The following is a 24,484-nucleotide window of genomic DNA, read 5'->3' as shown; positions in this document are numbered from 1 at the left end:
CCCTCGCCGAAGGAGAGCCGGAAATGTGCGCCCAGAATATCAATTTTATGGTGATGAAGCAGCAGAGGAAGAACCATATGATACAGCAACAAATACACCATCACCATAGGCAACAGTATACCAGTCTGCTACGTTTGGTAAATTACGTTCTGTCCAATTGATTCCATCGTTTGATGTTATCGCAATAGAAGAATTATAAGCGATTGCAACAAAAACACCATTTCCAAATGTTACGGAATACCAATACCTGTTTAGCGGAAGAGTTCGTTGCGTCCAAGTAATTCCGTCAGTGGATGTTGCCGAGGTATTGCTGTTATCAGCAACAATTACAAACATACCATTTCCAAATGTAACTGATTGCCAACCAGTTGTGGGAGCAGGTAACGTTCGTTGTGTCCAGTTGATTCCATCAGTAGATGTAGCTGCAATTGTACTATTGCTACTTGCAACAGCCACAAATATTCCGTTACCAAATGTAACAGAAATCCACCATGCGCCTACTGGCATTGTTCGTTGAGTCCAATTAATACCATCGCTAGAAGTAGCTGCCATTGAGTTTCCAACTCCATCAGCAATTGCAACAAATACACCATTACCGTAAGCTATAGATACCCAATTTCCAGAAGGGATGGTACGTGATGTCCATAAACTTCCGTCGGAAGCAATACGAGATTTGGATCGAGAGAATATATTGGCTCCACAATGTGAAGACTGGTCTTGCGAAATTAATTTTGTGATCAGTGTAATAGTGTAAACTTTTCCATTTGGATCACATGCATTTTCTATCTGGATATTTTGGCAGGATAACGATAGTGCTATATTGATTAAGAGTGGAAATATTAAGATGAAATTGTTTCGATTTCTCACTAATAAAGGAAAAGATGGAATTAAATGTAAGGCTTTCAAACTTGTTTCCTCAATCCATACTATTGTTCTATTTATTCGATAAAAATACAGTCAATAAATTATAAAGTATCTATTTTAATTAAATATTTAATTGTTAGTCGTCAATTTTAGGTAAATGCCGAATGAATTTAAAAAAATTAGAACTTATTTGCTCATAGAACCAATAGATTAGAATTTCATAAAGTTCATCGGCTTTTCTGTTTAGAAAGAATTGTTTAGTTTACGGTTAGCTTTTGTTTTGTAGTAATAAACTGGAATGCGTTTTCAGATAATGACTTACCGTTGATGGTAGCAGTCCAAGCACCATGTCCAGCGCCAACCAATGGATTAAACTCATAAGATGCCCCAGAAGCAATGTATGCATCTCGTAATGCTTCCGCTTGAGTAAAAGGAACATCTGCATCAGCTGTGCCATGTACAATGCTCACTGGAGGATCATTAATATCAAACCTAGATTGACCGGTAATAGCTTGGAGGTATGTCATATGGTTGATCCCACCCCAATGGTCAATGATGGTATGGATTTTGGAACCTGCTAACAAGTTTGTCGTCGAAAGAGTGGTATCGTTTAAAGTTAATGTTTCATCTCGAAAATCACTTGCATTGGTAATCCCTAACATATTGGCTAAAAAAGAACCAGCAGATCCACCCAAGGCAGTCACATAATTAGTGTTAATACCATATGCTGAAGCATTTGCGTAAAGCCAACGAACGGCAGCCTTTGCATCACGAGCAGCAGGATACATTGCATAACTTTGTTGTTTTTCAGTCGGTGTAAGGGATGAGTTCAACACATATGTTCCCCATGCAGTAGAAAGTGTTCCGTAAGCAGATACCAATCGATAGTTGATGGAAATACATACCCAGCCCCGACTTGCAAAATAATTTGCCATCTCAACGATGTTTGTATCCTCTTTTGATCCTGTTGTGAACCCTCCACCATGGATGAGAACCATAGCAGGTCTATTTGTTGGCGCGTTGTCTGGTAGATATAAATCTAAACTTAAATTGACTACACTGGTTGTGCTTGTCCCCCAATTCGAATGGCTTAGGGCTTGTGCATATACAAATGTCGATTTAGAAACAGTATAGGTAACATTTTGTTTCACAGTTGGTGGGATGTTTGTTTGGCTAAGTTGAACGAGGAGGAGAGTGGAGAGTAACATATTATTGTTTGCATCCGATTTTCCTGTGATTTCATTTGGGAGGGCAGAACAAGATATGGTAAAACCAAGAACACTCAATACAAATGCGAATGTAATTTGAAATCGAAAACAATCCGAATGATGTAAAAATTGATTCTTCTGTTTCATACCTATTACGACAGTTGGTATGGTCAATTCGAATCAATTTAAATGGTGTTCAGTAATTTTTTTATCAGGAGTATGCTTGGGAAAACGAATTCTTTTTTCCATGTGACAAAAGAATTACCGTCAATTGTTGAGAAAAAATTATTTCCTAAATGTTAAACTAGAGAATGATGAGAGTGTCATAGAAACTAATATGAAATGGAGGGACACTTAACAATCTTCTTTGTCTCGAACAGTAGGATTAGGAGATCAATTGAGTTAGAAATCTGGATTGATTGGCAATGCAGAAAACAGATTTTTCTAGATTCAACAATTAATTGACTTTATTTTGATCGGTTCTAACTGATTAGTTTGTATTCTTGATGGAACTGAAAGAGCCAAATACTTGGAAACTCAATACACTAGGATTCATACTAGGGAAATTCATTCACCGCCTACACATTCTCTTTTTCATTTTAGCATGTGTCGAAGTTACCTTTCATTGCAAACCGACTGAGCTTAATTCAGTATGTGATTCGAGTTCAACTTCATATAAAGATTCGATCATACTACTTCTTGCAACGAGTGATAGGTTTCAATTTTGTGGTGGAACAGTTTTCCAAAAACGGATGAAAAGTCCTCGTTTTTTACTTGTTTCGAATGTTGGAACAAATTTCGCAACAAGTAACATCAATGTATTTCGAATCAATGCAACCACTGGTGAGATTACCCAGGTTCCGGGATCTCCTTTTCAACTCACAAACCGTCCACGGTTCACCCTCACCAATTCAGCTGGAACAATCGTTTATGTTGCCAATGTTGGTAATACTTCGGTGTCTACACTCAGTCTGAATCCAGAGAATGGTATCTTATCGACCAAATCGACGGATTTGGTTTTACCATCGACTCCCTATTCATTGGTAATGGATCCATCCGAAAAATACTTATTTGCCAGTTCTGAAACCACCCAACAAATCCATAGAATGGCAATTGATCCCTCTGGAAATCTATCAATCGTATCACCTGCTACACCAACTTCCAATCCAACCGCAGGTGCCGTCGGTAGACTGGCATTTGATTCCACTGGAAAACATTTGTATGTTGGACTTACAGGGGCAGCAGCAAGTGTATCTGGAATCCAAACATTTAGTTTGGATTCATTGAGTGGATTATTAACATCCATTAGTGTAAATAATACAAGTGAGAACAACATTTCCGTTGCAATCTCACCGAATGGACAATTTGTCTATGGAGCCAATTATTTTTCGCAAGATGTTTTTCCATTTGTTAGAAATCAAACAACAGGAACTTTGACAGCTCAATCAACAATCATGGCAGGATCAGCTCCTGCTTATACTCTTGTCGATCCATTCAATCGATTTTTATATGTTGCGAATAGTGGAATTGGGCAAGGTACCATTTCTGCATACAAAATTGACCAAGTAAATGGAACATTAACGCCTATTAGTGGATCTCCATTTAGTTCTGGATTTAGCCCTATTGGAATCAGTATAGACCAAAGTGGAAAGTATTTGTATACTTCTAATACTCAAGATGGGAATGTATCAGGGTATACGATTTCAGAAACAGGAGCATTATCTCCGATAGTTGGATTTCCTGTTTCAGCAGGAACAAATACTTTTTCCGTTGAGATAGTATCTTATTAGGGAAATTGAAAACATTGGAGACTAAAATATGATTGAATTTGAAAAACACTCCTTTTATCAGAAGTTAATTTGGCTTTTTCCGATTGCATTTTTTTTTCATGTGATCGAAGAATCAAACGGATTTCCTTTTTGGGTCACATATATCTTAGAAGGACAAATGGATGTTAGTGTATTTTATATAAACAATTTGATGTTTATGGTTGTCCTACTCCTACTTACTTTTTTTGCATTCAAAAAGCAGAATTCAATTTCTACCTTTTTATTATTTTTATGGGTATCGGGGCAACAGTTTTGGAATTTTGTTTTCCATATTTACACTCAGTTTCAGTTTAATGCGTATTCTCCTGGTTATTTCACTGCTATCTTCTTATATTTTCCAATCTACATGTACTTAACATACCTTGCACTCAGAGACCATCATATTGAATGGAAACAGTGGATACTATGTTTTGTGTTCGGTTCGTTAGGGATGGTCTTTACCATTTGGTCAGGTTTATATCATTTTGGTTCTGTTCCTTGGAGTAAATGGATTTAATGAAATCATTCAATGAGTATTGAATTTAGTTTTTAGAATATACCTTGCAATGAATTTGTAGTAGTTTTCCACATTTGCGGAAAACCACTATTTCGAAATTGGTTCGGTCATGTAAAAATGTAGGCATGAAGCGAACCAATTACCTTGTTATCAGTATCCTGCTTTTGACAATCCAATGTGCCAATGTACAAACGAGATCAGAAGATCGTTTTTATAATTTGTATTACCAAGTTGCAATTGGAAATACAGAAAGAGTCAGACAATTAATTGTACAAGGGTACGATTTAAACACACCTGAAGATACGTTTGAAAGACTGACTCCTCTTATGATCGCTTCTAAAGAAGGTCATACAGAAATTGTATCACTCTTAGTTTCTATGAGAGTAGATTTAGATGCAAAAACAAGAAACGGACATACTGCCTTAATGATGGCAGCTTATAATCGTTATCCGAAAATTGTTAAAATATTACTCGATGCTGGAGCAAATCCAAATGTAGTCACAAATGAAGGTCACACCGCTTTGTCGGAAATTCTCCTTTCCGAAAGGGAAGAGATAGTTAAGTTACTTAGGGAGAAAGGTGCGAAATGAAACTCTTCATAATCTCACCTAAATTGTACATTTCTCTAATGTTCTTATTGTTAACCGTTCAATGTTCCAATACATTTTCCAATCATTCAATCGATAGTTGTCGGAAAAAATGTGTCGCAGACCAATCACTTTGTTATCTGATTACGATGCAAAGTTCTACCACAAACACAAACCAAATGAATCTTACCTGTCCCGTTTTGTATTTGGGATGTTACTCCAGTTGTGATTCAAAATACCATTCCTCCTCATCTCGTAGTACTTCCTCTCGTTCAGGCAGTCGCTCTGGAGGTGGAGGTCATTCCTCTTCCGGAGGAGGGCATTCTTCATCTGGTGGTGGCGGAGGGAGTAGTGGTGGATCCAGCGGAGGAGGTCACGGAGGAGGAGGACATTGAGAACTTTAATCTGCACCCCAAGCCCATTCAACCGTAACACCCATTTTGTTTTTTCGGAATGAGATTGTGTTTGGAATTTGATCTAAAGAATATTCGGCTGATGTTTCTTTTACATAAGTAAGATCATTTATTTTAAAATCAGGTGATGAAAAGATAGAGTAAAAAAATACGATTGTCGTATCGAGTTTCCAATTCGGTAAAAATAAAACAGCTTTTCCCCAACCATATTCATTTTCACTTTGTTCAACATTTAGAGTGACACCTAATTCCGATTTGTAAGATTCAAAAATCTGTGAATATTTGGTTTGGTCTTCTGAGATGAGTTTTTTATCAGAAGATACTTTTTTGAGCATAAAGATTCTAACAAGATATGGAGTGATATCATATCCTGTTCTAAATTCATTATTTCGAATTGGTTGGTAAGGGCTAAGGAGTGGACTGAATGCAAATCCTTCAATACCATTGTTTTCTACTTTAACCCATGTTCCTTCCAGAATGATTTGGCTAGGTTTATTGGTTTCTTGCGTGATCGCATCTAAGAATTTTATTTTCGCTTGGACTAACTCCGGATTTTGTTTTAAAATTTTGACGCTACTTTTGTTTGGAAGTTTTGATACCACTTGTGATTTTTCTGAAGGGTTTGATCGTAAGTTTAATCCGCGAGGGCTTGTTACATACCAAATTTCACCTGGCATTGGAAGTCTTTTGATACTCTCATTCTCCTTTGTTTGGGAGAGAAGGTGATAGGATTGTATTGTTGTTAGAAGGGAGAGTAAAAAGAGTCTGAGAACGATGTTTTTTATCTGCATACCAAAATCCAAACTGATTTAAATCGAGTGATATTCCTTTTATGGAATGAGTGCGTAATATTTCATCTAGATTCTACTTCTTTTAGATTCTTTAACAACAATTTGTTGAAGTTTTCTGGTGATTCTAATTGTGGAATGTGCCCAACTCCTTGGATGAAATGCAATCGAGAATTGGTGAGAATGGATTTGATTTTTTCAGCATCTGCGATAGGTGTCACAGTGTCCAAATCTCCCCAAATTAAATCAATGGGCATAGTTAGATTTTTTCCATACAATCTGGTATCTTTGGCTAATAAATCATCAGAGTGGAAAATAAATTCACCCAACCAATCACCTAAAAAAGAAGTGGTTCCCTTGATTCGCATTGGCATTTGGATTACCTTTACTTTTTCTTCGGTGATACAATCAGAGGAATGAACAAATTGGCTAAACAATACCTTGGTTAAATGTGGGTTTGTTGCCGTTACTTCGAGGAGTCTATCTCGTAAGAGTGGAAAATTCCAGAATGTTTCGAATCGATTTGGTTCAGAAGGAATTGATTCTTTTTTTTCTTCTAGGTTAACCGCAATATCTACTAATTGTAAAGAAAGAATACGATTGGGGATTAGGAGTGCGGTATGTAGAGTTGCACCACCACCAAATGAGTGTCCCAGTAAATGTACGTTTTGTAAACCTAATGCATCAATTACCGAGACAATTCGTTTGCCCTGTTGGATTGATTTTAGTTCAGTAGGTTTTGGCCTCTCTGAAAAACCAAAAGGAGGTAAATCAATTGCGATCGCATAATATCCATTTTGTGATAAAGCAACCATAGTTTCTCTCCAGAGTTCACTCCAGGAACCCATTCCATGAATCAAAACAACTGCTGGATTTTTTGGATCTCCCATCTCTTGGATGTAGATGTTTACATCATAACTTTGGATCCATCTTCCTGTTTTAGGTGCGATTTCTTCAGGAGTAAAAGATTCACGATAAAATCGTAAACTGGCATAAAAGGCAAAAATGGAGAAAATAACCAAACTAACAAACAAAACAAAATATCGAATGAATTTCATATAATCCTAACGTTACTGGTTTCTTAAAAATCGTAAATATGTTCAATTTCTATGTTTTGTTCTCTTAAAATTTCCAACATGGATTTTAAGTTTTGAACTTTTGAGACGAGTGCATAGCGGTTTTCACCGGGCCTTGTCATGATGTCTTGTCTGAATACCGTTTTTGAATCGGGAATCTTAGGTAAACTTTCATTTTTTTTCAATAAGATAGTCACCAAAGTTGCAGAAGAATTCCCAGCTATCTCCTGTAATTCGACAGTTTTTCCGATCAGGATTGATTCCAATGTGGGATGGAAATCTGCATACCTAGGGATCAAATACACAGAATGAAATGGATCATTTCCATTGAGTAATTGTACTTTATCATTCGTTGGGATACTTTCATCCAATACAATGGCAGTTCCTAAGATGGGATCTTCATAAGTGGCTTTTGTCGCTTTTTTAATCAAAAAACCATAAACTGCTTTTACAAAAATATCAGAGGTCAGATAATAACGTCTTTCCCATTTTCGGATCATATGATCGCCAAACAAAGGAACATCGATCCAAAGTGTTTTGAGTTCTTGGAAAAAATTATATTCATACCAAGGTGTTTGTAAGATAAAATCTACATAAGATTGGGTGAATTTTGCGTTAAATTGATCCTCTTCGGTAAGTGCCTGGTCCTCGCTATTTGAAGTAATGCGACCAATCATCTTTTCATATACTTGCTTTGCTCCATACTCAACTGTTGTACTGACAGTCAATACAACAATCATTAGATGGTATCCATAGTTAAATTCATATGATTCTAAAATTTGCTCAGAAACAATCATATATGATTTCCATAATTGTAAAACATGTTCCCAGTAAGGAAAGGTGCTAGATGTATTGGATCGAAAATACATTGCCTGTTCCTTGGGACTATGAACCAAATACCATTCTGGAAAGGTTAAGAATGTTTGGTCACCGGGACGAATGTGTTCTTTCGGAGTGTAAGTTTTGGTATCATTTACCATCCATTCATTTGGAACTTTTTCAATGTATTCCGTACTAGATTGTTTTGTTGTCCAAATGCAAATGCTAAGGGAAAAGGAAATTAGAGTTGTGAAGATCAATCGACTCATTTTGATACCTTTGTAAAAATCATTAAAATATTATCAGAAGGGTCATCCTTTTGAAGGAGTCTTTCTGGTCCTGCTTGGAGATTGTACTTTTTTAGAATCTCTATCCATTCCTCGATGGAACGGAATTTTTTAAATTCAGCAGATTCATATTCCCATGTTTCTTTTAAACCTGCGTTAAAAACTGTATGGATAATGGAAACAAATTCAAACATTTCTGGATCTTTTACATCGTGATCTCTTAATATGAATTTACCTCCCACACGGAGAACACGATTAATTGATTGGATGAACGCATCCAATTTATGTAAATGTATATGGTGTAAACCAATCAAACATGTAACAAGGTCTAGGCTCTCTGAAGGTATTTCATCCGTGATTGGATCATAATCATTGAGTGGGAAAAAGGTTCCAATTTTTTTAATCCCACCTCTTTCGAGAATATCGACAGGATTGTTTTTTGGTGGAACCGAATTTACTAAATAGATTTTTTGATTCAATTTTAGTTTATGTTGTAAGCTGGAAATGTATCTACCTGTGGTTCCAATTTCCAAATACCCATTAATGGTTGTTTTGGATCCAAGAAGTTCCATTATCTGAAGAGATAATTCTCTTTTTTGTTTAAACAGTGCAGGTAATGCATAGGTGAGATCAGCATGGAAAGGTTTTACTGAATTTAATCTTTCTACAATTTTTGAATAAATTTCCTGATCAGTTTTGTATTGTTTGGTGGTATCGTAAATCAATTGGAAGAATTTTTCTTCTGGATAAAGATTAAAGATCACTTGCAAAAAACGATAAAGTGCATCACTCCAATGAACATTCGCAAAAATTCGGTGAAATGCAGAATCTGGCAAATCTGGTTTTGGATTTTCTTTATAGTAGGTATCCCAGAAAATATTTTTAAATCGAAACTTAGGATCTAACTTGTCTTTTAAGGCAAAAATTTCTTTGTACTTTGGGTAGGCTTTCTGAAACATTTCTCTGGATGCATGCGTTTGGTACGGTAAATAATATGAACCTCCAAATTCAATACTTGCGTTCATTAGTTCTCGAGTCCAAACTGCTACTTTAAGTTTATCAGTTTCGTTTACTTTTTGTTTGTAATACAATACAAAGGCAAAACTCTCTTTAGGTGCCCAAGACAAATAGGTTTCCTCATCAGCTTTTGCATGACGAACAGAAATATTCACCATATTGACTTTGTGTCGTTTTAAAATATCACACAAACGATCTGAGAACCCATTGAATTTTTCAATAGGAACAAAGTATTCTTGTAATACGTAAGTTGATTTTTCGCGTGCAGATGGTTCTAATTCTAAAACATCATAACCAGCTTCATAATTTCTCCAGTGCACTTTTTTGGAAAAAAATAGAAGTGGATCAACAATATACTCTCTTCTCCATTTCCCAAATGGAGATTCTGTAAAATCCCAGAAAAAATATCGATGGATCGGATAAGATGATTGCAGAGGCATAAATCTAGATTTCACAGTAGGTTTGTCTAATGTAAATTCCCAACTAACGGCTCTAATGTTTTGGTATTGTGGAGGGTAAATATCGGCATTGTGAAAAATTACCTTTTTGTCTTCCCGAATGTTATATTTAAAAAACTGGAAGTATTGGTTTCTTTTCATTTTTTTACTGACTTGTTTGACTTTGACATTGTCATCCAAATCAAATTCTACAGTAACAATGATACCAACGGAATTGTAACCACCAATCATTCCAAAAAAGACATCTGCATTTTCGTTTCTGTTTGCTTTGATCAAACTGCCATCGGCAAGGATGACTTCAATGGATCGAACCGATAATACAACGGGTCCGAGTCCCATATAACGTCCATGGCAATTGACACTCAATGCACCACCCACAGTGAAGTTTGCATAGGTTTGCATGATCTTAACGGATAAATCATCTTTATCGATATAATGTTGGATGTCACACCAGCGAATACCCGCTTGTACTTTGATCCACTTTTCAGATGGATTGTAATCGATGACCTGATTGAGTTTTCTCATATCAATATGCAACGAGCCTGGACTTGCAGTTTGGCCTCCCATACTAAAACGCCCACCTCCAACAGAAATGGGAGCAGTGGATGATTTTACAAATTGGATCAATTCATCCAATGATTCTGGACGAAAAACAGAGGATACAATCACAGGATTTAAACGAGTCACATCATTGATGATGACTTCCGTTGATTTCAAGTGGGGGATACTTGTTCCATCATCGTTTTTATAATAATCAATTTCTGAGCCTGGAACGGAACCATACTTGTTATTTTGTGGGTCTCCTTTTTTGAATGCCAAAAAGTAAATCACAACCAAAGGACCAAGTATGGGTATCAGTGTGAGTAAAATTGTGTTTCCAGACTTTCCAATATCATGAAATCGTTTTGCGGAAACAGCAAGAATCCCCCAAAGCATCAGTGGGTAAATGATCCAGGTACTTGTTTCTCCCAAACAATAATCCAAAGTTTGGTAAAATACGTAAAAATTGGACCACATAAACAATGAGGCAATCCAATACACTTTTCTATCAATTCGGCCCTTATAATTTAAGAGTAGGTATGTGACTGGTAGAAGTTGTTTGATTTTCAAAAAATCTCTCCTGGAGGGTTCATCTCTAAATGGATGGAAATAAATTGCAATCAAAAACTCTGATTCCCTAAACTTCTTTTAGTCTAACAGAGGATTAATCCCATCGTAAACCAGGTGATTGAAATTCTGTATCGATTGGAAAGGTAAGATTAAAATTTTCTTTTAAAACTTTGATTAATTCTTTAGGTGAGTTGATGATTGTTTTGTTAGCAGATCCGTTTTTGTCTCGTTCTGAAAATTCTCTGTTGACCAGTGTAAGTCTTTTTCCTTTATCTCCTGCTCTAGCAACGATTAAGCGATCTTTAAAATGTGATTTGGGATGGTTACTCGTATACCAATTGGCTAACTCACGATCGATTTCAGGCATTTCTTCTAGTGTAAATTCGCAGACATCGACCCATCCAGTTGGAAACAGAACCTGATGGAAATAACGATTGCCTTCATAAACAATTCTTCTTGTTTCGTGATTTGTGATTTGTTCTGTATCTTGAATGAATTGTATCGCAGATGTGAGTGATACCCCACCTACACCAACATCAGTAAACCATGTGGTTCCAGAAAGTTCTACCTTTAGAAAAACATGTGTTCGTGGAGGGGTAAAATCCCTTGGCCTATCCAAACGAACCCTCGCACTGATGGGAGTCACATCAAAACCAAGTTTTTGCAAAACACACAATAGAAGTCCATTTTGTTCAAAACAATACCCACCACGTTTTTGATTGATTAATTTCTCAATCACAGCATCCAAACTAATGTTGATACTTTTACCCAAAAGAATATCTAAGTTTTCAAAAGGGATACTGCGAACATGAGCCAATGTGATTTGATTTAGAACATCCAAGGAAGGATTGTGTGGACCCTTGTAACCAATACGATGAAAGTATGCGTCTATCAATTGTTGATCGTTCAAAAATGAATTCCTAATACGATTCTAATTGTAAGTGGATTAGGAAAGAAAGTAAATGAAATTTCGGAGATTTGCACATAACATTCTGTAAGGGAAAGTTATGATTGATTGAAAAAATTAAATATCAAAATATTCGATGGGTGATTCGGTTTGGACTGAAAAAATATGTTCTTTATTGGAAATTAAGATTTTACTGAGAGATAGAAATCGAATTAGTTCCTTCCCGGTTTTCGTTCTAAAAGTGTTTTTGAAATTTTTTACAAACCCTTGCTCTTGGAATTGGTTTAACAATTTGGCTCTCTCTTCTGGGTGAGAATAAAGTCCTAATTCAAGTGCCGTTTTGCCAAGGATTTCCTCTTTTTTGTATCCGGTGATTGCGATAAAAGCTGGATTACAATCCATAAATACATTTCGGTTTGAAATGTCATGGATGGCCATCGGAGTGGGGCAAAATTGGAATGCCTTCATAAACATCTCTTCTGACTCTTTTAGTTTTTGATTCGCAGAAAAAAGTTTTAATGCCATTTTGATGGAGGCATCTAAGACTGTCATCGTTGAACTTTTAACTACATAACCATAAGAGGTAATTCCTTCCGTTTTTGTGACTACTTCTTTGTCAGTATGGGAAGAAACAAAGATAAGAGGGATGTCTTTGTGATTTAAAATGATTTTAGCTGCTTCGGTGCCTAAGATTCCGTTGCCTAAATTGATATCCATCAGGATGATATTGATAGATGGATCGTTCCTAAAAAGTTCGATGGCATCTTCACCACTAGAAGCCCAAAGTACAGAATATCCATATGATTCAAGGTTTCGTTTTTCTGCTAAAGCAAGAATTGCTTCATCTTCCACTAATAAAACATTTAATTGAATATTGTTATTGTTCATTGGTTTATGAGTTTGATTCATTCAATGTTTGGCATATAAGAATCGATTGAAACGTGTAGAACAAACTGAAAGTATCTAAGCCAGATGCAATACTTTTTTCATCTGAAACACCTACGTGTTTCCCCTATGAGTAACATCCGATTGAATACCATTTTGGTGGGAAAAAAAACAAGCTAACGCGCCCCGGATCGAAGCGGAAATCCTTTGTGGAAACAAAGATTGCAGCGGAGAGCCGGAAATGTGCGCCCCGCATTCTTTTAGTCTGACAATTTCTGTTGCCAGACTAAATTTCAAAACAATGGAGCTGAAATTATCTTGCGCCTTCGTTCATGATTTCACTGTGATTTTTATTGAGTCCAGCTGCTGTCAAAGACGGTGCTCGGACGTGACCAGAATACTGAGTGTACGTTGTGTTCCCACTTACAAATGAACTTTGGCATTTGTCGAGAGCACCTGCACGGTTGTATCCGCATGAAGAGTGAAACGCAACTGCATAATCATCAGCACCAGGCAGGATGAAATTGGCACCAAATTTACTTTTGTATCCTGGAACATGGTTGATCGTAACAGAAGCAGTTAGGTTGTGATTGTAAGCTCCACGTGCAGTCGTTACCTGAAGTGACTGATCCATTGCGTTTCCGCCACCACCAATTACATTTGCAAGTTCAGAACCACCAGAAGCAGCTGCTAGTGCAGTTACCTTTGTGATATTAAAACCTTTGGAAGTTGTTGTATCAGCTAAACTAGCTAACCAATATTCAATTGCATAACATCCAGCGGAATGGCATACAACCTTACAAGTGTTTGTTCCCTTGCAATAGCTCATGAGACCAGTTGTGATATTTGTTTGGGCTCTAGCAGATCCGTAGGTTCTTGGGTCAGTGCTTCCGTCGTAACCAATGAATATTTTGGCACCAGAAACCGCATTTGCGTTTGTGCCCCAATAACTGTTTACATCGGTAGTTCCCACACCGTCGTGATTTTTGCTGGATTTACCGTGAATGAACACGGTGTAAGTTTCGGCACTGATGCTCGTCGCAAACAGCAATGCCAGTATTAGGTTGATTGTATTTTTCATCTTTCTCTCCTTTTTCAAGTAACCCAGACTTATAAATTTGGTGAAAGTATGTCAAATAATTATTCAAATGTCATAAATATTTCTAAAATATCGCTAAATGACACATAAAAAGCTAACAATTCGGAGTAATACTCAACACTTGTCAGGAAATTTAGGTAGTAAAACGAAGTTGGGGTCGGAATTACGAAGGGAAAAAACAAATCAAAAAGGAGACCAACGTTTATTCTTTTCGCAGTTTTAATGAAAAACGAAAAACGTTTTTTGTTCCAGTTGAAAGAGATTAGATCCACATCCATAGACATCTTCTCTCTAACAATGGTATCTTAAATTACTTGAATCCAAACAAAACGTCTTTAAAATTTCGACCATGCCAGATAGAGTGCACGAACTAGAACAGGAAATTGAAATCCTGAGATCGGATTTGGAAAGACATAAGGAAAACAATAGGCGTTATCTCAATGCCATTGTTGCCACTCATGATGCCGTTTGGGAATGGAATCTGAAAACAAACCAAACTTACTATTCTCCAAGATGGTATGAATTGATCGGTTATGAAAATGAAAGTATCACTATGGATTTAGCCGGTTTTAAATCGCTCTGTCATCCCGATGACTTTCAAAAAACAATGGATACAGTCCAGGAGAAAATTGCAAATAAGCAAGGTTATGTGGCAGAATTTCGAATGAGAACAAAATCAGGGGAGTACATCTGGATATTGGGTCGGGGGAGAATTGTTGAATATGATAAGGATGGAAGTCCCCTATTATTGAGTGGAACCAATACTGATATCACAGAGAGAAAAAAACTCCTTGAGGAGTTAAATCTAAAAACACAAAACAATATCGATTTACTCGAATCATTGGTTGAAAAACGGACTTTTGAACTCAAAAGAGCCAATCAGGAATTAGAGAAATCGAATCGTAAACTGGAAAATACCATTTTTGCATTGGAAGATGAGAAACAAAAATTAAGAGAAACCCAAGCAAAACTAATTCAATCTGAAAAAATGGCATCCCTCGGAGTACTGGCCGCTGGCATTGCCCACGAAATCAATAATCCTCTCACTTTCATTTCGAGTGGAGTGAATGTACTCAAAGGATTTTTAAATTCAAAAGAAAACATTCCTGCTTCTGACTTTGAAACAATCTTTAATGGAATATTAGAAGGTGTTAGACGTGCAGGACAAATCGTCACAAGTTTAAACCATTATTCTAGGTCCAATGAAGCAAAATTAGAGAACTGTGATATACATCAAATATTAGAAAATTGCTTAGTGATTTTAAATAATCAAACTCAATTCCGAATTCAAATCGTAAAAGAATTTGATCAGAATATTCCCAAAATATTACTCAATGACGGCCGAGTTCACCAAGCATTTTTAAATTTATTATCGAATGCAATTCAGTCGATAGTCAACGAAGGTACGATTTCGATCATTACCCAAAAGATCAGCAATACAATTGAAATCAAAATTAAAGATACAGGGACTGGCATTCCTAAAGAAATCCTATCAAAAATCTTTGATCCTTTTTTTACAACAAAGTCCCCTGGAAAAGGTACTGGACTTGGACTGTCCATAACGTATCAAATTATCAAAGAATGTCGAGGTAACATTAACATCGAATCGACTTATGGAGTGGGCACGGAAGTTTTAATCCAATTACCCATTGAATCCTCTGAATGAAATCACCATAACGAAATAGGTAATTTCTAAGATTTTTGTAAAGACCAAGTCTATAGTTAAAGAAAGAAAGTTCAAATACACGCGATGGCTTGCCCTTCTTCACACTTGAGCCTTGAAGGTGTGTCGGAAGTAAGTTGGCATTAAAAAAAATCTCTTTCTTCTACTTCTAATCGTATCAAATTCCATCGGTTGACACCTCCATCACACGTAGCTATGGAGGGATTCAATTTGAACTCTTTAAATCTTCTCAAAATAAAAGCATTCGGACCTTTCCATATTCGACGAATCACTGAGATTTTTGGGGGACAAGTTTCTGAGAATCAGGTGGAAAATAATTGATTGCCATTCTATGTGTAAATATAGTATGTATACATACTATGGGAGCTAATATGATAGTGAATACATATACATACACCACAAACGAAATCAATCAGGAACAAATTTGGAAACTGATGTCAGATGTGAATCGGTGGAAAGATTGGGATTCTACTCTTGAAAAATCAGAATTGTTTGGAACATTTGAAACTGGGAATTTTTTTATGATTCGCCCAACAGGTGGACCAGATGTAAAAATCCAATTGATAGAGGTGAGACCCAATTCTTATTTCAAGGACTTTACAAAATTTCCTTTGGCAAAAATGGTTGGGGAACATTTTTATGAGAAAACATCTGAAGGTCTAAAGATTACAATCACCATGTCGATGTCAGGCCCACTTGCGTTTCTATGGAATATGATTGTCATGAAAAATATTGTAAGTCATTTAGCGGAAGATGTGAAAATGCAAATCAATGAAGCAAAAAAAATCAAATAGTACAATCGTTAAGAGTGACTTTAGCGTAAATAAGGCAGAAGATAGCTCTGGGTTTCTATTATGGCAAGTAACGAGTCTTTGGCAAAGAGAGATTCGTTATGCACTAGAACCATTGAAATTGACACATTCACAATTTGTATTGTTAGCAAGTATCCTTTGGTTAACCCATCAAAATATGGAAGTGACTCAGGTTTTATTGTCAGAACATACAAAAATAGATCCAATGACTACTTCTACTGTCATTCGTACATTAATCCAAAAAGGATATGTAGATCGTAGGGAACACAGTTCGGACACCAGAGCAAAAATTGTGAGTTTAACTAAAAGCGGAGAAACGATTACAAAGAGTGCTGTGAAAAAAGTAGAAACCTTTGATCATGAATTTTTTTCTGCATTAGGTGTCACCAAACATGAATTTAACGAAAGTTTATTGAAAATACTATCTAAATATTGATCGTATCGGTTTCATCTAGTCAATGTCTAAGCAGAACAACGGTCATTATCATCGGTAAAACTATGATCAAAACCTTGAATTTCTAATTTACCATCGGAATAATTTACCCGTAAATTTTTGTTTTTTCCGCCTTCCTTCATTGGACTTGGATCATAAAATTGTATTTCCAATTTGGAGTCGTTTATCCATTTATATCTTCCTGTAAATTCTAGTTTTCCTATCGGATTTGATTCTGTCATATCTAGCTTTTGATAGAAAAAACTGCCATCTTCCTTAAACTGAAATTGATCCATCGGGCCATACGCTCCTGGACTCGGTCCAAACCAGGTAATACTTGTTAGAATTTCTCTTTTTGATTTACCAGATAATTTCTGAAAATGGTATTTCCCTCTAAGAATGAAGAAGTCTGAATCCGTAAGCAGTTTTTTTTGATAAGATGGTTTCGATTTGATCGCTTCCTGAATTAGATGATAGATATGGACTTCGCTTTCTATATCTTCACATTGTGCGAGCAAAAGTGAATATGTGCATGCTAAATTATAATTTGCAAATGCATCATTTGGTTTGTCTTTTAAAGTTTTTTTAAATGAATCAACAGCAGTAAGAAAGTCTTTTTGACTCAGGGCATTGATACCCTTTTTGTTCCAGTTTTCTGTTGTTTGAGAGAAAATAGCTATCATGCAAAAGAAATAAATGATGAACAATCGAAATGACATAAAAACTTCCTCAGATACAAACTGTTGGCTGTAGCGCTTAAGAGTGATGACGATCCATTCAAATTGATGGTTTTTTCAGAACAAAAGCGCAACCAAAAAAATTAAATCAATCCCAAAACTTATCAACCAATGGATTTCACTTGTTTAGGTAACCACTTCACAAGAGTTTCTCTTAAGTTTGCCAACCTTGCCGGTTTGATCAAAAGCTCATCCATCCCAATCGACAAACAATAATCCCTTTCTTCCGCCAATGCATTCGCAGTGTAACCGATGATTGGAATTCGTTTCGCAAAGTTAGATTTTTCGATGTTTCGGATCTCTTGTGTTAACAGATAACCATCTTTAACGGGCATATGGCAGTCGGTGATGATGAGGTCGTATGTGTGGTTTAACCACAACTGCAATGCTTTTTCCCCATCATCCGCACCATCCACCTGTAATCCAAAAACTTTCAATTGGCGTTTGATGATTTCTAAATTCACTGAATTGTCATCAACAGCTAAAATACGAGGAATATAAGATTCGCTGAAATGTAATGGTTCAATTGTTACTAGGATTTTTTCCTTCGAATTCTGATTTTCGGTATCTATTTTCGATGTGGGAAGCGACAAAATAATACTAAATGTAGAACCATTACCCAGAGAACTATCAATCGTTATGTTCCCATCCATGAGTTCGGATAATCTCATACAGATAGAAAGTCCAAGTCCAGTGCCACCGTACAATCTTGCTGTGTCAGCTGTGGCTTGTGTATAAGACTGGAATAATTTGGATTGATCACTCTCACTGAGACCTATCCCCGTATCGGTTACGGAAAACTGGATTTGTTGTAATGTATCAATATTTTTAATTAAATTTGCTGAAACTTTTATACTTCCTTTCACAGTAAATTTAATTCCATTGCTAACAAAATTATTGATAATCTGAGACAAACGTAAGGGATCCACTATATGCGCATCTGCAATGTTTTCATCCACTTCATAACTCAAAGTCAATCCTTTTGAACTTGCGATTTGTAAATATGTTGTCACTACTTCAGATAGTAGTCGTCTAATCGATGTTGGTTGAAGGGATAATTCTAATTTTCCCTCTTCTATTTTTGAAAGATCAAGTATATCGCTAAGGATACGAAGTAAACTATTACCTGATACCAAAGCATTATTCACTAAACTCTTTTGGTCTTCATTGAGATTTGTTTGGTACAGTAACTCTAACATACCTATAAGCCCACTGAGAGGTGTACGGATTTCATGGCTCATTGTGGCGAGAAAAGAATCTTTTGCTTTGTTTGCCATCTCTGCATTTTCTTTTGCTTTTTCCAGAAATGTTTTTGCAGCAAATTCTTCCGATATATCACGAAAAACGAGAATTGATCCAATTATTTCACCGTTTTTATTTCGAATGGGTGAACATGTATCCGCAATATTGATTTTTCGACCATAACGATGGATTAAAATTCCATCTTGGCTACTTTCTTTGGCAGATCCTTTTGAGATGACTTCGAAGATAGGTATACTTTTGGGTAATCCTGATGATGCATACACTAACTGTAAAACTTCACTTACATTTTTACCGATAACTTCTCTTTCTGTCCAACCGGTAAGAGATTCTGCAACAGGATTCAAACGATTGATGACTCCATGTTCATCGGTAGCGAGAACGGCATCGCCAATCGAACTCAGAGTGATGGAAAGATTTTGTTCGCTATTGAGTAATGCTTCATTCTTTTCAATCACTTCTTTTGCACGGGTAATCACTTCTGATTCCATTTTTGAAATGCGTTCTGTCATTTCATCTGTGAGTTCGGATTGTTGTATTTTTTGTTCTTTTAAAAATACAAAATCAGTAACATCTTCTACTTTATGCACAATACATACTAAATCACCATTCAAATCGAATACTGGTGAATTCCTAGGACTCCAATATCTAACTTCGAAGCCACTTCCATCTGGTTTCGTTATATCATATTTTTGTAAGGCCATTGTACTTGTGCGTTTATAGTTAAGCACTTGTGTCAGTGAGGAACGAAGTTGTTTGACACCATCAGCTGAGTGATCATCTGGATTGTCAGGGAAAACTTCAAAAAGATTATGTCCTACGACGTTTTCTCTTTTGATCAATGTCGCTTTTGCATAGGCATCGCTGATATCAATGATACAAAAATCTAAATCCAACAACATGTATAGTTCTGGAAGGGATCGAAATATAGTTTGAAAATCCAAAATAGAAGAATGATTCTTTTGGGAAGTCGATACCGACTCTCGTTTTTTTTGATTCATGGATTTTTCCAGATCAGAGTTGAAAAAACAGACTAAAGTAAAAGAACATAAACGTGAGGTAAGATCAACCAATAAATATTTGTGCTTTGAAAGAAGTGCAAATTAAATGAAATACTTAGGATTGTCCCCAGTTTTTTGGTCCGGAGTCGGCGTTTAAAAAATCCAGTTCACTTCCGAATCATCAATCGTTCATTTAGTCCGAAAAATGAAACAATATTTATATGTATAAATATTCTTTATCATATGCTAAACGCAAGAAAATGTTCATTTGTTTGATTTAAACAAGTAAATTAAATTCCAGAAACAAAATGAAGATTCATACTATTTGTAGTATTTGGAATTGTAGTTAATGTCGGAAGACTCAACTGTCCAGAGTTATTGATTGGATAGGAGCCTAAACGATTTGAACCGTTTGTAGAAACACAAGCTGCATATAACATATTGCCTTGTGGATGAATTGCAAATCTGGTAACATTTGAGTTTGATGTACAGGAAGCACCACCGGGAGTCGGGGCCGAGCTGAGAACTGTCGCATTAATAACGCCCGTTATCTGATCAACCGCATACGCATAGATATTGGTTTCCCCATAAGCATAGATATATTGACCAGAAGGATGAAGAATAATGGATTTAGGAGAAAGGTATGCTGTAGGACTTTGAACCAAAACCGATGATGGAGCAAGGACAGCATTCGATGTAGAAGTAACCGACATTTGAACTATCGTTCCATTATTCCCAACATTCGAATTGTTCGCACAATACAAAAAGTTTGCATTAGAAGAATAGATACAATGTCCGTTTTCGGGATATAAGGTAGTATCAGTCACTGTTCCATTACTTGTTGGAGTTCCTACGGCTCCAGTATTTACATCTGCAATCGGATAAAACATTCTTGTTGCTGCACTTAGTTTATGAAAGGTCATAAAATAATTTCCCGTTGGATGGATTGGGCCCATCACCGACCAATTTTGCCCCGTCACGGTATTTGTTTCACCAGAAAATATTCCGTCAGAATCTAGTTGTAATTTGGAAAAAGATGTAATGGCTGTAGATGTATTTACAGTGTAATAAAAGAATTTTCCATTTGGATGAAATGCTGTGGTACCTTGTATAAGAACAGGTGTTACACTAGCAAGATATGTATTTTTCAAAGATAAAGTACCATCGGAATTTCTGAGATATGATTGAAATTGATTTCCTCCATTGATCACGAGATGTTTTCCATTCCATAAAATTGAAAATGGATTTGTTAAAGTAGTCGCAATGTTTCCTTTTAAGGTAAGAACTCCATCGTTGCCTGTATTATAAATATACAAAATACCATTTGAAACATCTGATAAATATAAGGAATGTACCGGTTGCGACTTTGAAGGGTCTATTTGTCCAGAGCAAGATTGATTCGGGGATATCAATTTTGAGAGAAAAAAATTTTTTGATTGGGGGTCACAGGCAGTATTGAGATCCGCCGGTTTACAATTTAATAAGATACATAGCAAAACAAAGGAACAAAAGCAGCGTAGAACATTTCGATATTCAGATAATATTCTAAATACAGTAAAGCTGAAGTCTTTTTGTAAATGAATCAAACTCGTACTTATCCCTAAATTTAAAAATTGGCAATGTTCACCAAAAGAACAACTTCGAGTCAAAAATACTCAAGAAGGAATCTCAAGTTATTTAGTATCAAATCCATTTAGTCAATAATTTATTTTAGTTATACATTACCAAGATTTGCTTGAATCGTTAGAGTCGATTGAGCGAAGAATATACAAATGATTCATTGTCGTTTTTTGATACGAGCGAATCTGAACCAATTCTACATCTTCCAAGCTAGTGAATCAATTTGTTCCAAACAGTGAATGATATTTAGGATAAGTCCGCACAAGAAAAATGCCAGCGAATATAAATTCGTTTTATCAAATGATTTGATTTGAAATCGATTGATGATAAAAAAATAAATCAAAATCTCGCAAACTCCATAGTTATTTTTCTTATTAGTTAACTTTGAATCCCAAGTTGTTTTTTCCAAGTCTTCGCATTGGTTTTCCCATAACGGTATCCGATCTCAACCAGTTCATAGAACTTTTTCCAATCAAAGAGTCCATACTGTTCAACAGGTAACTCGGCAAATATATCAGACTCAGCTTTTGCTTGTGCCATTGCCGCATCGGAAGCAACAAAAGTCGCACGCATCAAAAGGCTAAGAAGGTTTGGTGCTTCTTTAAAATTCTGCGCTTTACGGAAGAGTCGTTTGAATAACAATCGAAGAGCCGATGGTAATGCTCCCGAATTATTTTTAGGATAAATGCGACCAAAGAGTTCATCGGCTGCTGAATCCCCTTCGGATGCAAGCGCCACAGAAATCACAAAATCAGCTCCCTTTTCTCGCATCACAGCACCGGGAATATTGTCTAACATTGCTCCATCGACTAACAGTTCATTGTTCTCGAAGAAGGGTGGTAAGATTCCTGGTATCGAAGCGGAAGCTCGGAGAGCTTTCCATAATGGACCTCGGTCGATGATCACTTTTTGCGCTTTGGAAAGGCTTGTTGCGACCGCAAAATAAGGAAGCCAGAGATCTTCGATCATTGTTTCACCGACAAAACTTTTAATCACAGTATTGAATTTTTTGCCACGAATGAGAGAAACAACGGGAATGGTATAGTCGTTTAATGTCTTTTTGTCGCTCATGAGAGCCTTGGCGATCCGTTCCAAACTGGGAGCATCGTTGCCCAAAGCATAAATACTTGCCATAAGGGCCCCTGCACTTGTTCCACCGATCATGTCGATCGGAATGTTCTCTTCCTGCATGGCTTTGATAAGCCCAATATGTGCGAAACCTTTTGCACCTCCACCTCCGAGAGCAAGTCCGATGGAACGACCAGTGATGAATCGAGTTAAACTTTCAAATCCGTGGTGACTATACGTACGAATATGTCTGATGACATCTGTTTTTCTAATGCGAGTTAGGTTAGAAATATTTTTTGGTTTCTCATTTGGGTCAGAGTAGAGTAAGACAAGTTCTCGGATGGGACCATGGGTTTCTTCCGAATCTCCAAGAAAACGGATTTCTTCTGGAGAAAGTACATCCGCTTTTTTTGCATCACTTAACAGTAAAATACGGTTTGTATGATGGAGAATTGTCTCCGTCCAGAGTTTGTCTTCAAAGTCGGGACAGAGGATTAGGAAATCATGTGTGTCCTGCAAATGGTATAATGATTCGAGGATGTCCGAGACTGCATGTTCGCGGTCTCCCTTCTTTTTTTTGAAGTCTTTGCTTTCGACGATGATTGTACGGCCGATTTTTTTAAGAGCGTTTGCTAGGTTATGAGCAAAGTCGCGAACGGAAAGATCCTTTTGGAGGGGAAAAAGAGTGATGATACTTCTTGTTTTTTTAACGGTTCGTTTTCCCATTCGGTCTTTGGTAAAACGATCAGCAATGAGTTTGGTGATCGCAAGCATACTCGGAGGATGTTTGGAAAAGACCGCTTCGAATGCGACTGTGCTAATTTTTACGATCTCACAGGAGAGAGTGGCGACAACTGTTGCCGTTCTCGGTTCCCCAGTTAAGAGTGCCATCTCACCAATGATATCACCTTTTGAAAAATTTCCTGTTGATACGACTAGACCTTGGTCGTTTCTCACTTCATACACCAAACTACCGTTAACGACGACGTACATTCCGTCGGCTTTGTCACCTTGCCGCATCAGAGTTTCGCCACCTGGCAGAAAAATCCATTCCATCTGTTGTTCCAACTCTGAGATGAGTTTGGTTCCAACACCTTGGAAAAGTGATACCGAAGAAATGAGTTCTTTAATGCGCCGAGGTTCTGGACGAAACACACTTCGATGGAGGGCACGGGATCTTCGGCTGATGAGTCTGACAAAGGCTTTTAGCTCTTCCGATCGATCCTTAAAGGCTCTTTTGAATTCGTTTCGATCGATGCGGTAAACGATGCCAGATTGGTCACAGACAACTGTGGCGTTTCGGGGTTCATCTGTCACAAGTGCTCCTTCTCCGAAACAACTGCCAGGTTTCACCTCACCTAATTTCTGCTTTTTTCCGTCATTGGTCACATAAACACTGAAACTACCTGTCGCCACTAGATAGAGTGCATTGCCATGTTCTCCTTGTTTGATCACAACTTTGTTCTTAACAAAATTAACTTTATGGAACGATCGCTCCAAGTGTTCTTTTGTTTCTTTGGAGAGGTTTAGGAATAAATCAGTACTGGAAATGATTTGTTTTAGGGTTGGAGTAATTGTTTTTGAACGCATAGAAAATGAATATAAGCCTTTTTGCGACTTCGTTCCCCATACATCAGTAGGTGTACAAAAAATCGCGACACAATGTCGATCATGGGAATCGAATGAGTCTGAAAGCGACTCTATTTTTTAGAGGAGATGGAAAAATTTTAGCACGAATAATACAAGGTAACCAAACACATACAAGTCGAATTCTTTGGTCCATATCGTTTGAACTATCAAACACTTGGAATGATGAATTCTCTATAGGGAAGTTAGTCCATCATTTCCAGTGAGTCATTTTTGTAAGTTGGAAACATTTGTAACTAACTAGTGAGGAATTTGATCCACCAAAGTATTTGATCATCCAAATAAATTGAACGAATAGATAGAGCCTATTTTCTCTTATCCCATATTGGATATATTTCGTTTCCTGTATCAAATTAGTTTGAAGAACTACAGAAATATA

Annotated in this window: 20 protein-coding genes; 7 read left to right on the top strand and 13 right to left on the bottom strand. The window is 36.7% G+C overall.

What is annotated here, in order from left to right; all coding sequences use genetic code 11:
• Nucleotides 1-45 precede the first annotated feature (45 nt).
• Both CH354_RS03190 and CH354_RS03185 read right to left on the bottom strand, forming a co-directional pair.
• Complete coding sequence (locus tag CH354_RS03190; RefSeq protein WP_207762648.1) at nucleotides 46-906, bottom strand: WD40/YVTN/BNR-like repeat-containing protein; 861 nt, start codon at nucleotides 904-906, stop codon at nucleotides 46-48.
• A 215-nt stretch (nucleotides 907-1,121) separates the two neighbouring features.
• The gene (locus CH354_RS03185; RefSeq protein ID WP_243395941.1) at nucleotides 1,122-2,219 is read right to left on the bottom strand and encodes an alpha/beta hydrolase; all 1,098 of its coding nucleotides are present in this window, start codon (nucleotides 2,217-2,219) and stop codon (nucleotides 1,122-1,124) included.
• A gap of 359 nt (nucleotides 2,220-2,578) precedes the next feature.
• Between CH354_RS03185 and CH354_RS03180 the strand changes: the two genes are divergently transcribed.
• From CH354_RS03180 to CH354_RS03165, 4 genes are all read left to right on the top strand, one after another.
• Nucleotides 2,579-3,862, top strand: a complete 1,284-nt coding sequence (locus CH354_RS03180) for a lactonase family protein (protein WP_100726032.1) — start codon at nucleotides 2,579-2,581, stop codon at nucleotides 3,860-3,862.
• Between the two features lie 28 nt (nucleotides 3,863-3,890).
• Nucleotides 3,891-4,397 (top strand): HXXEE domain-containing protein, encoded by a 507-nt coding sequence (locus CH354_RS03175; RefSeq protein WP_100726033.1) that lies wholly within the window; start codon nucleotides 3,891-3,893, stop codon nucleotides 4,395-4,397.
• A gap of 125 nt (nucleotides 4,398-4,522) precedes the next feature.
• A complete protein-coding gene (locus CH354_RS03170; protein WP_100726034.1) occupies nucleotides 4,523-4,987 on the top strand; it encodes an ankyrin repeat domain-containing protein in 465 nt (154 codons plus the stop codon).
• The gene (locus tag CH354_RS03165; protein WP_100726035.1) at nucleotides 4,984-5,379 is read left to right on the top strand and encodes a hypothetical protein; all 396 of its coding nucleotides are present in this window, start codon (nucleotides 4,984-4,986) and stop codon (nucleotides 5,377-5,379) included. Before CH354_RS03170 ends, CH354_RS03165 begins: the two co-directional genes overlap by 4 nt.
• A gap of 5 nt (nucleotides 5,380-5,384) precedes the next feature.
• Here the strand turns inward: CH354_RS03165 and CH354_RS03160 are convergent, their stop codons facing one another.
• From CH354_RS03160 to CH354_RS03130, 7 genes are all read right to left on the bottom strand, one after another.
• Complete coding sequence (locus CH354_RS03160) at nucleotides 5,385-6,188, bottom strand: SH3 domain-containing protein (protein WP_100718473.1); 804 nt, start codon at nucleotides 6,186-6,188, stop codon at nucleotides 5,385-5,387.
• Between the two features lie 62 nt (nucleotides 6,189-6,250).
• Complete coding sequence (locus CH354_RS03155; protein ID WP_100766276.1) at nucleotides 6,251-7,243, bottom strand: alpha/beta fold hydrolase; 993 nt, start codon at nucleotides 7,241-7,243, stop codon at nucleotides 6,251-6,253.
• Between the two features lie 23 nt (nucleotides 7,244-7,266).
• Nucleotides 7,267-8,349, bottom strand: coding sequence for a hypothetical protein (locus CH354_RS03150; RefSeq protein WP_100726037.1), 1,083 nt, complete (start codon nucleotides 8,347-8,349; stop codon nucleotides 7,267-7,269).
• The gene (locus CH354_RS03145; RefSeq protein ID WP_100726418.1) at nucleotides 8,346-10,952 is read right to left on the bottom strand and encodes an FAD-binding protein; all 2,607 of its coding nucleotides are present in this window, start codon (nucleotides 10,950-10,952) and stop codon (nucleotides 8,346-8,348) included. Before CH354_RS03145 ends, CH354_RS03150 begins: the two co-directional genes overlap by 4 nt.
• A 94-nt stretch (nucleotides 10,953-11,046) precedes the next feature.
• On the bottom strand, nucleotides 11,047-11,862 hold the full coding sequence (locus CH354_RS03140; RefSeq protein WP_100726038.1) for an arylamine N-acetyltransferase family protein: 816 nt from the start codon (nucleotides 11,860-11,862) through the stop codon (nucleotides 11,047-11,049).
• A gap of 114 nt (nucleotides 11,863-11,976) precedes the next feature.
• A complete protein-coding gene (locus tag CH354_RS18310; RefSeq protein WP_100726039.1) occupies nucleotides 11,977-12,768 on the bottom strand; it encodes a response regulator in 792 nt (263 codons plus the stop codon).
• 289 nt (nucleotides 12,769-13,057) lie between these two features.
• Nucleotides 13,058-13,825: a hypothetical protein gene (locus CH354_RS03130; RefSeq protein ID WP_100726040.1), complete on the bottom strand. Its 768-nt coding sequence runs from the start codon at nucleotides 13,823-13,825 to the stop codon at nucleotides 13,058-13,060.
• A gap of 367 nt (nucleotides 13,826-14,192) precedes the next feature.
• Here CH354_RS03130 and CH354_RS03120 point away from each other — a divergent pair, with 367 nt between their 5' ends.
• From CH354_RS03120 to CH354_RS03110, 3 genes are all read left to right on the top strand, one after another.
• Nucleotides 14,193-15,509 carry an ATP-binding protein gene (locus CH354_RS03120; protein WP_100726042.1) on the top strand — a complete coding sequence of 439 codons (1,317 nt, stop codon included), beginning with the start codon at nucleotides 14,193-14,195 and terminating at the stop codon, nucleotides 15,507-15,509.
• A gap of 389 nt (nucleotides 15,510-15,898) precedes the next feature.
• Entirely contained in the window at nucleotides 15,899-16,321 is a 423-nt protein-coding gene (locus CH354_RS03115) for an SRPBCC family protein (protein ID WP_100726043.1), read from the top strand.
• Entirely contained in the window at nucleotides 16,299-16,775 is a 477-nt protein-coding gene (locus CH354_RS03110) for a MarR family winged helix-turn-helix transcriptional regulator (RefSeq protein ID WP_100726044.1), read from the top strand. The genes CH354_RS03115 and CH354_RS03110 overlap by 23 nt, the downstream gene beginning before the upstream one ends.
• Before the next feature lie 26 nt (nucleotides 16,776-16,801).
• Here the strand turns inward: CH354_RS03110 and CH354_RS03105 are convergent, their stop codons facing one another.
• From CH354_RS03105 to CH354_RS03085, 4 genes are all read right to left on the bottom strand, one after another.
• Nucleotides 16,802-17,479, bottom strand: coding sequence for a hypothetical protein (locus tag CH354_RS03105; RefSeq protein ID WP_125172378.1), 678 nt, complete (start codon nucleotides 17,477-17,479; stop codon nucleotides 16,802-16,804).
• Between the two features lie 134 nt (nucleotides 17,480-17,613).
• Entirely contained in the window at nucleotides 17,614-19,770 is a 2,157-nt protein-coding gene (locus CH354_RS03100; protein WP_100728591.1) for an ATP-binding protein, read from the bottom strand.
• Between the two features lie 290 nt (nucleotides 19,771-20,060).
• A complete protein-coding gene (locus CH354_RS03095) occupies nucleotides 20,061-21,086 on the bottom strand; it encodes a lactonase family protein (protein WP_125172380.1) in 1,026 nt (341 codons plus the stop codon).
• 682 nt (nucleotides 21,087-21,768) lie between these two features.
• The gene (locus CH354_RS03085; RefSeq protein ID WP_100726049.1) at nucleotides 21,769-24,048 is read right to left on the bottom strand and encodes a cyclic nucleotide-binding domain-containing protein; all 2,280 of its coding nucleotides are present in this window, start codon (nucleotides 24,046-24,048) and stop codon (nucleotides 21,769-21,771) included.
• Between the last annotated feature and the right edge of the window lie 436 nt (nucleotides 24,049-24,484).

Source organism: Leptospira levettii, from assembly GCF_002812085.1.
GTDB classification, from domain to species: Bacteria; Spirochaetota; Leptospiria; order Leptospirales; family Leptospiraceae; genus Leptospira_A; species Leptospira_A levettii.
Note: the sequence above shows the minus strand (reverse complement) of the source record. Positions and strands in the feature narration are given on the sequence as shown.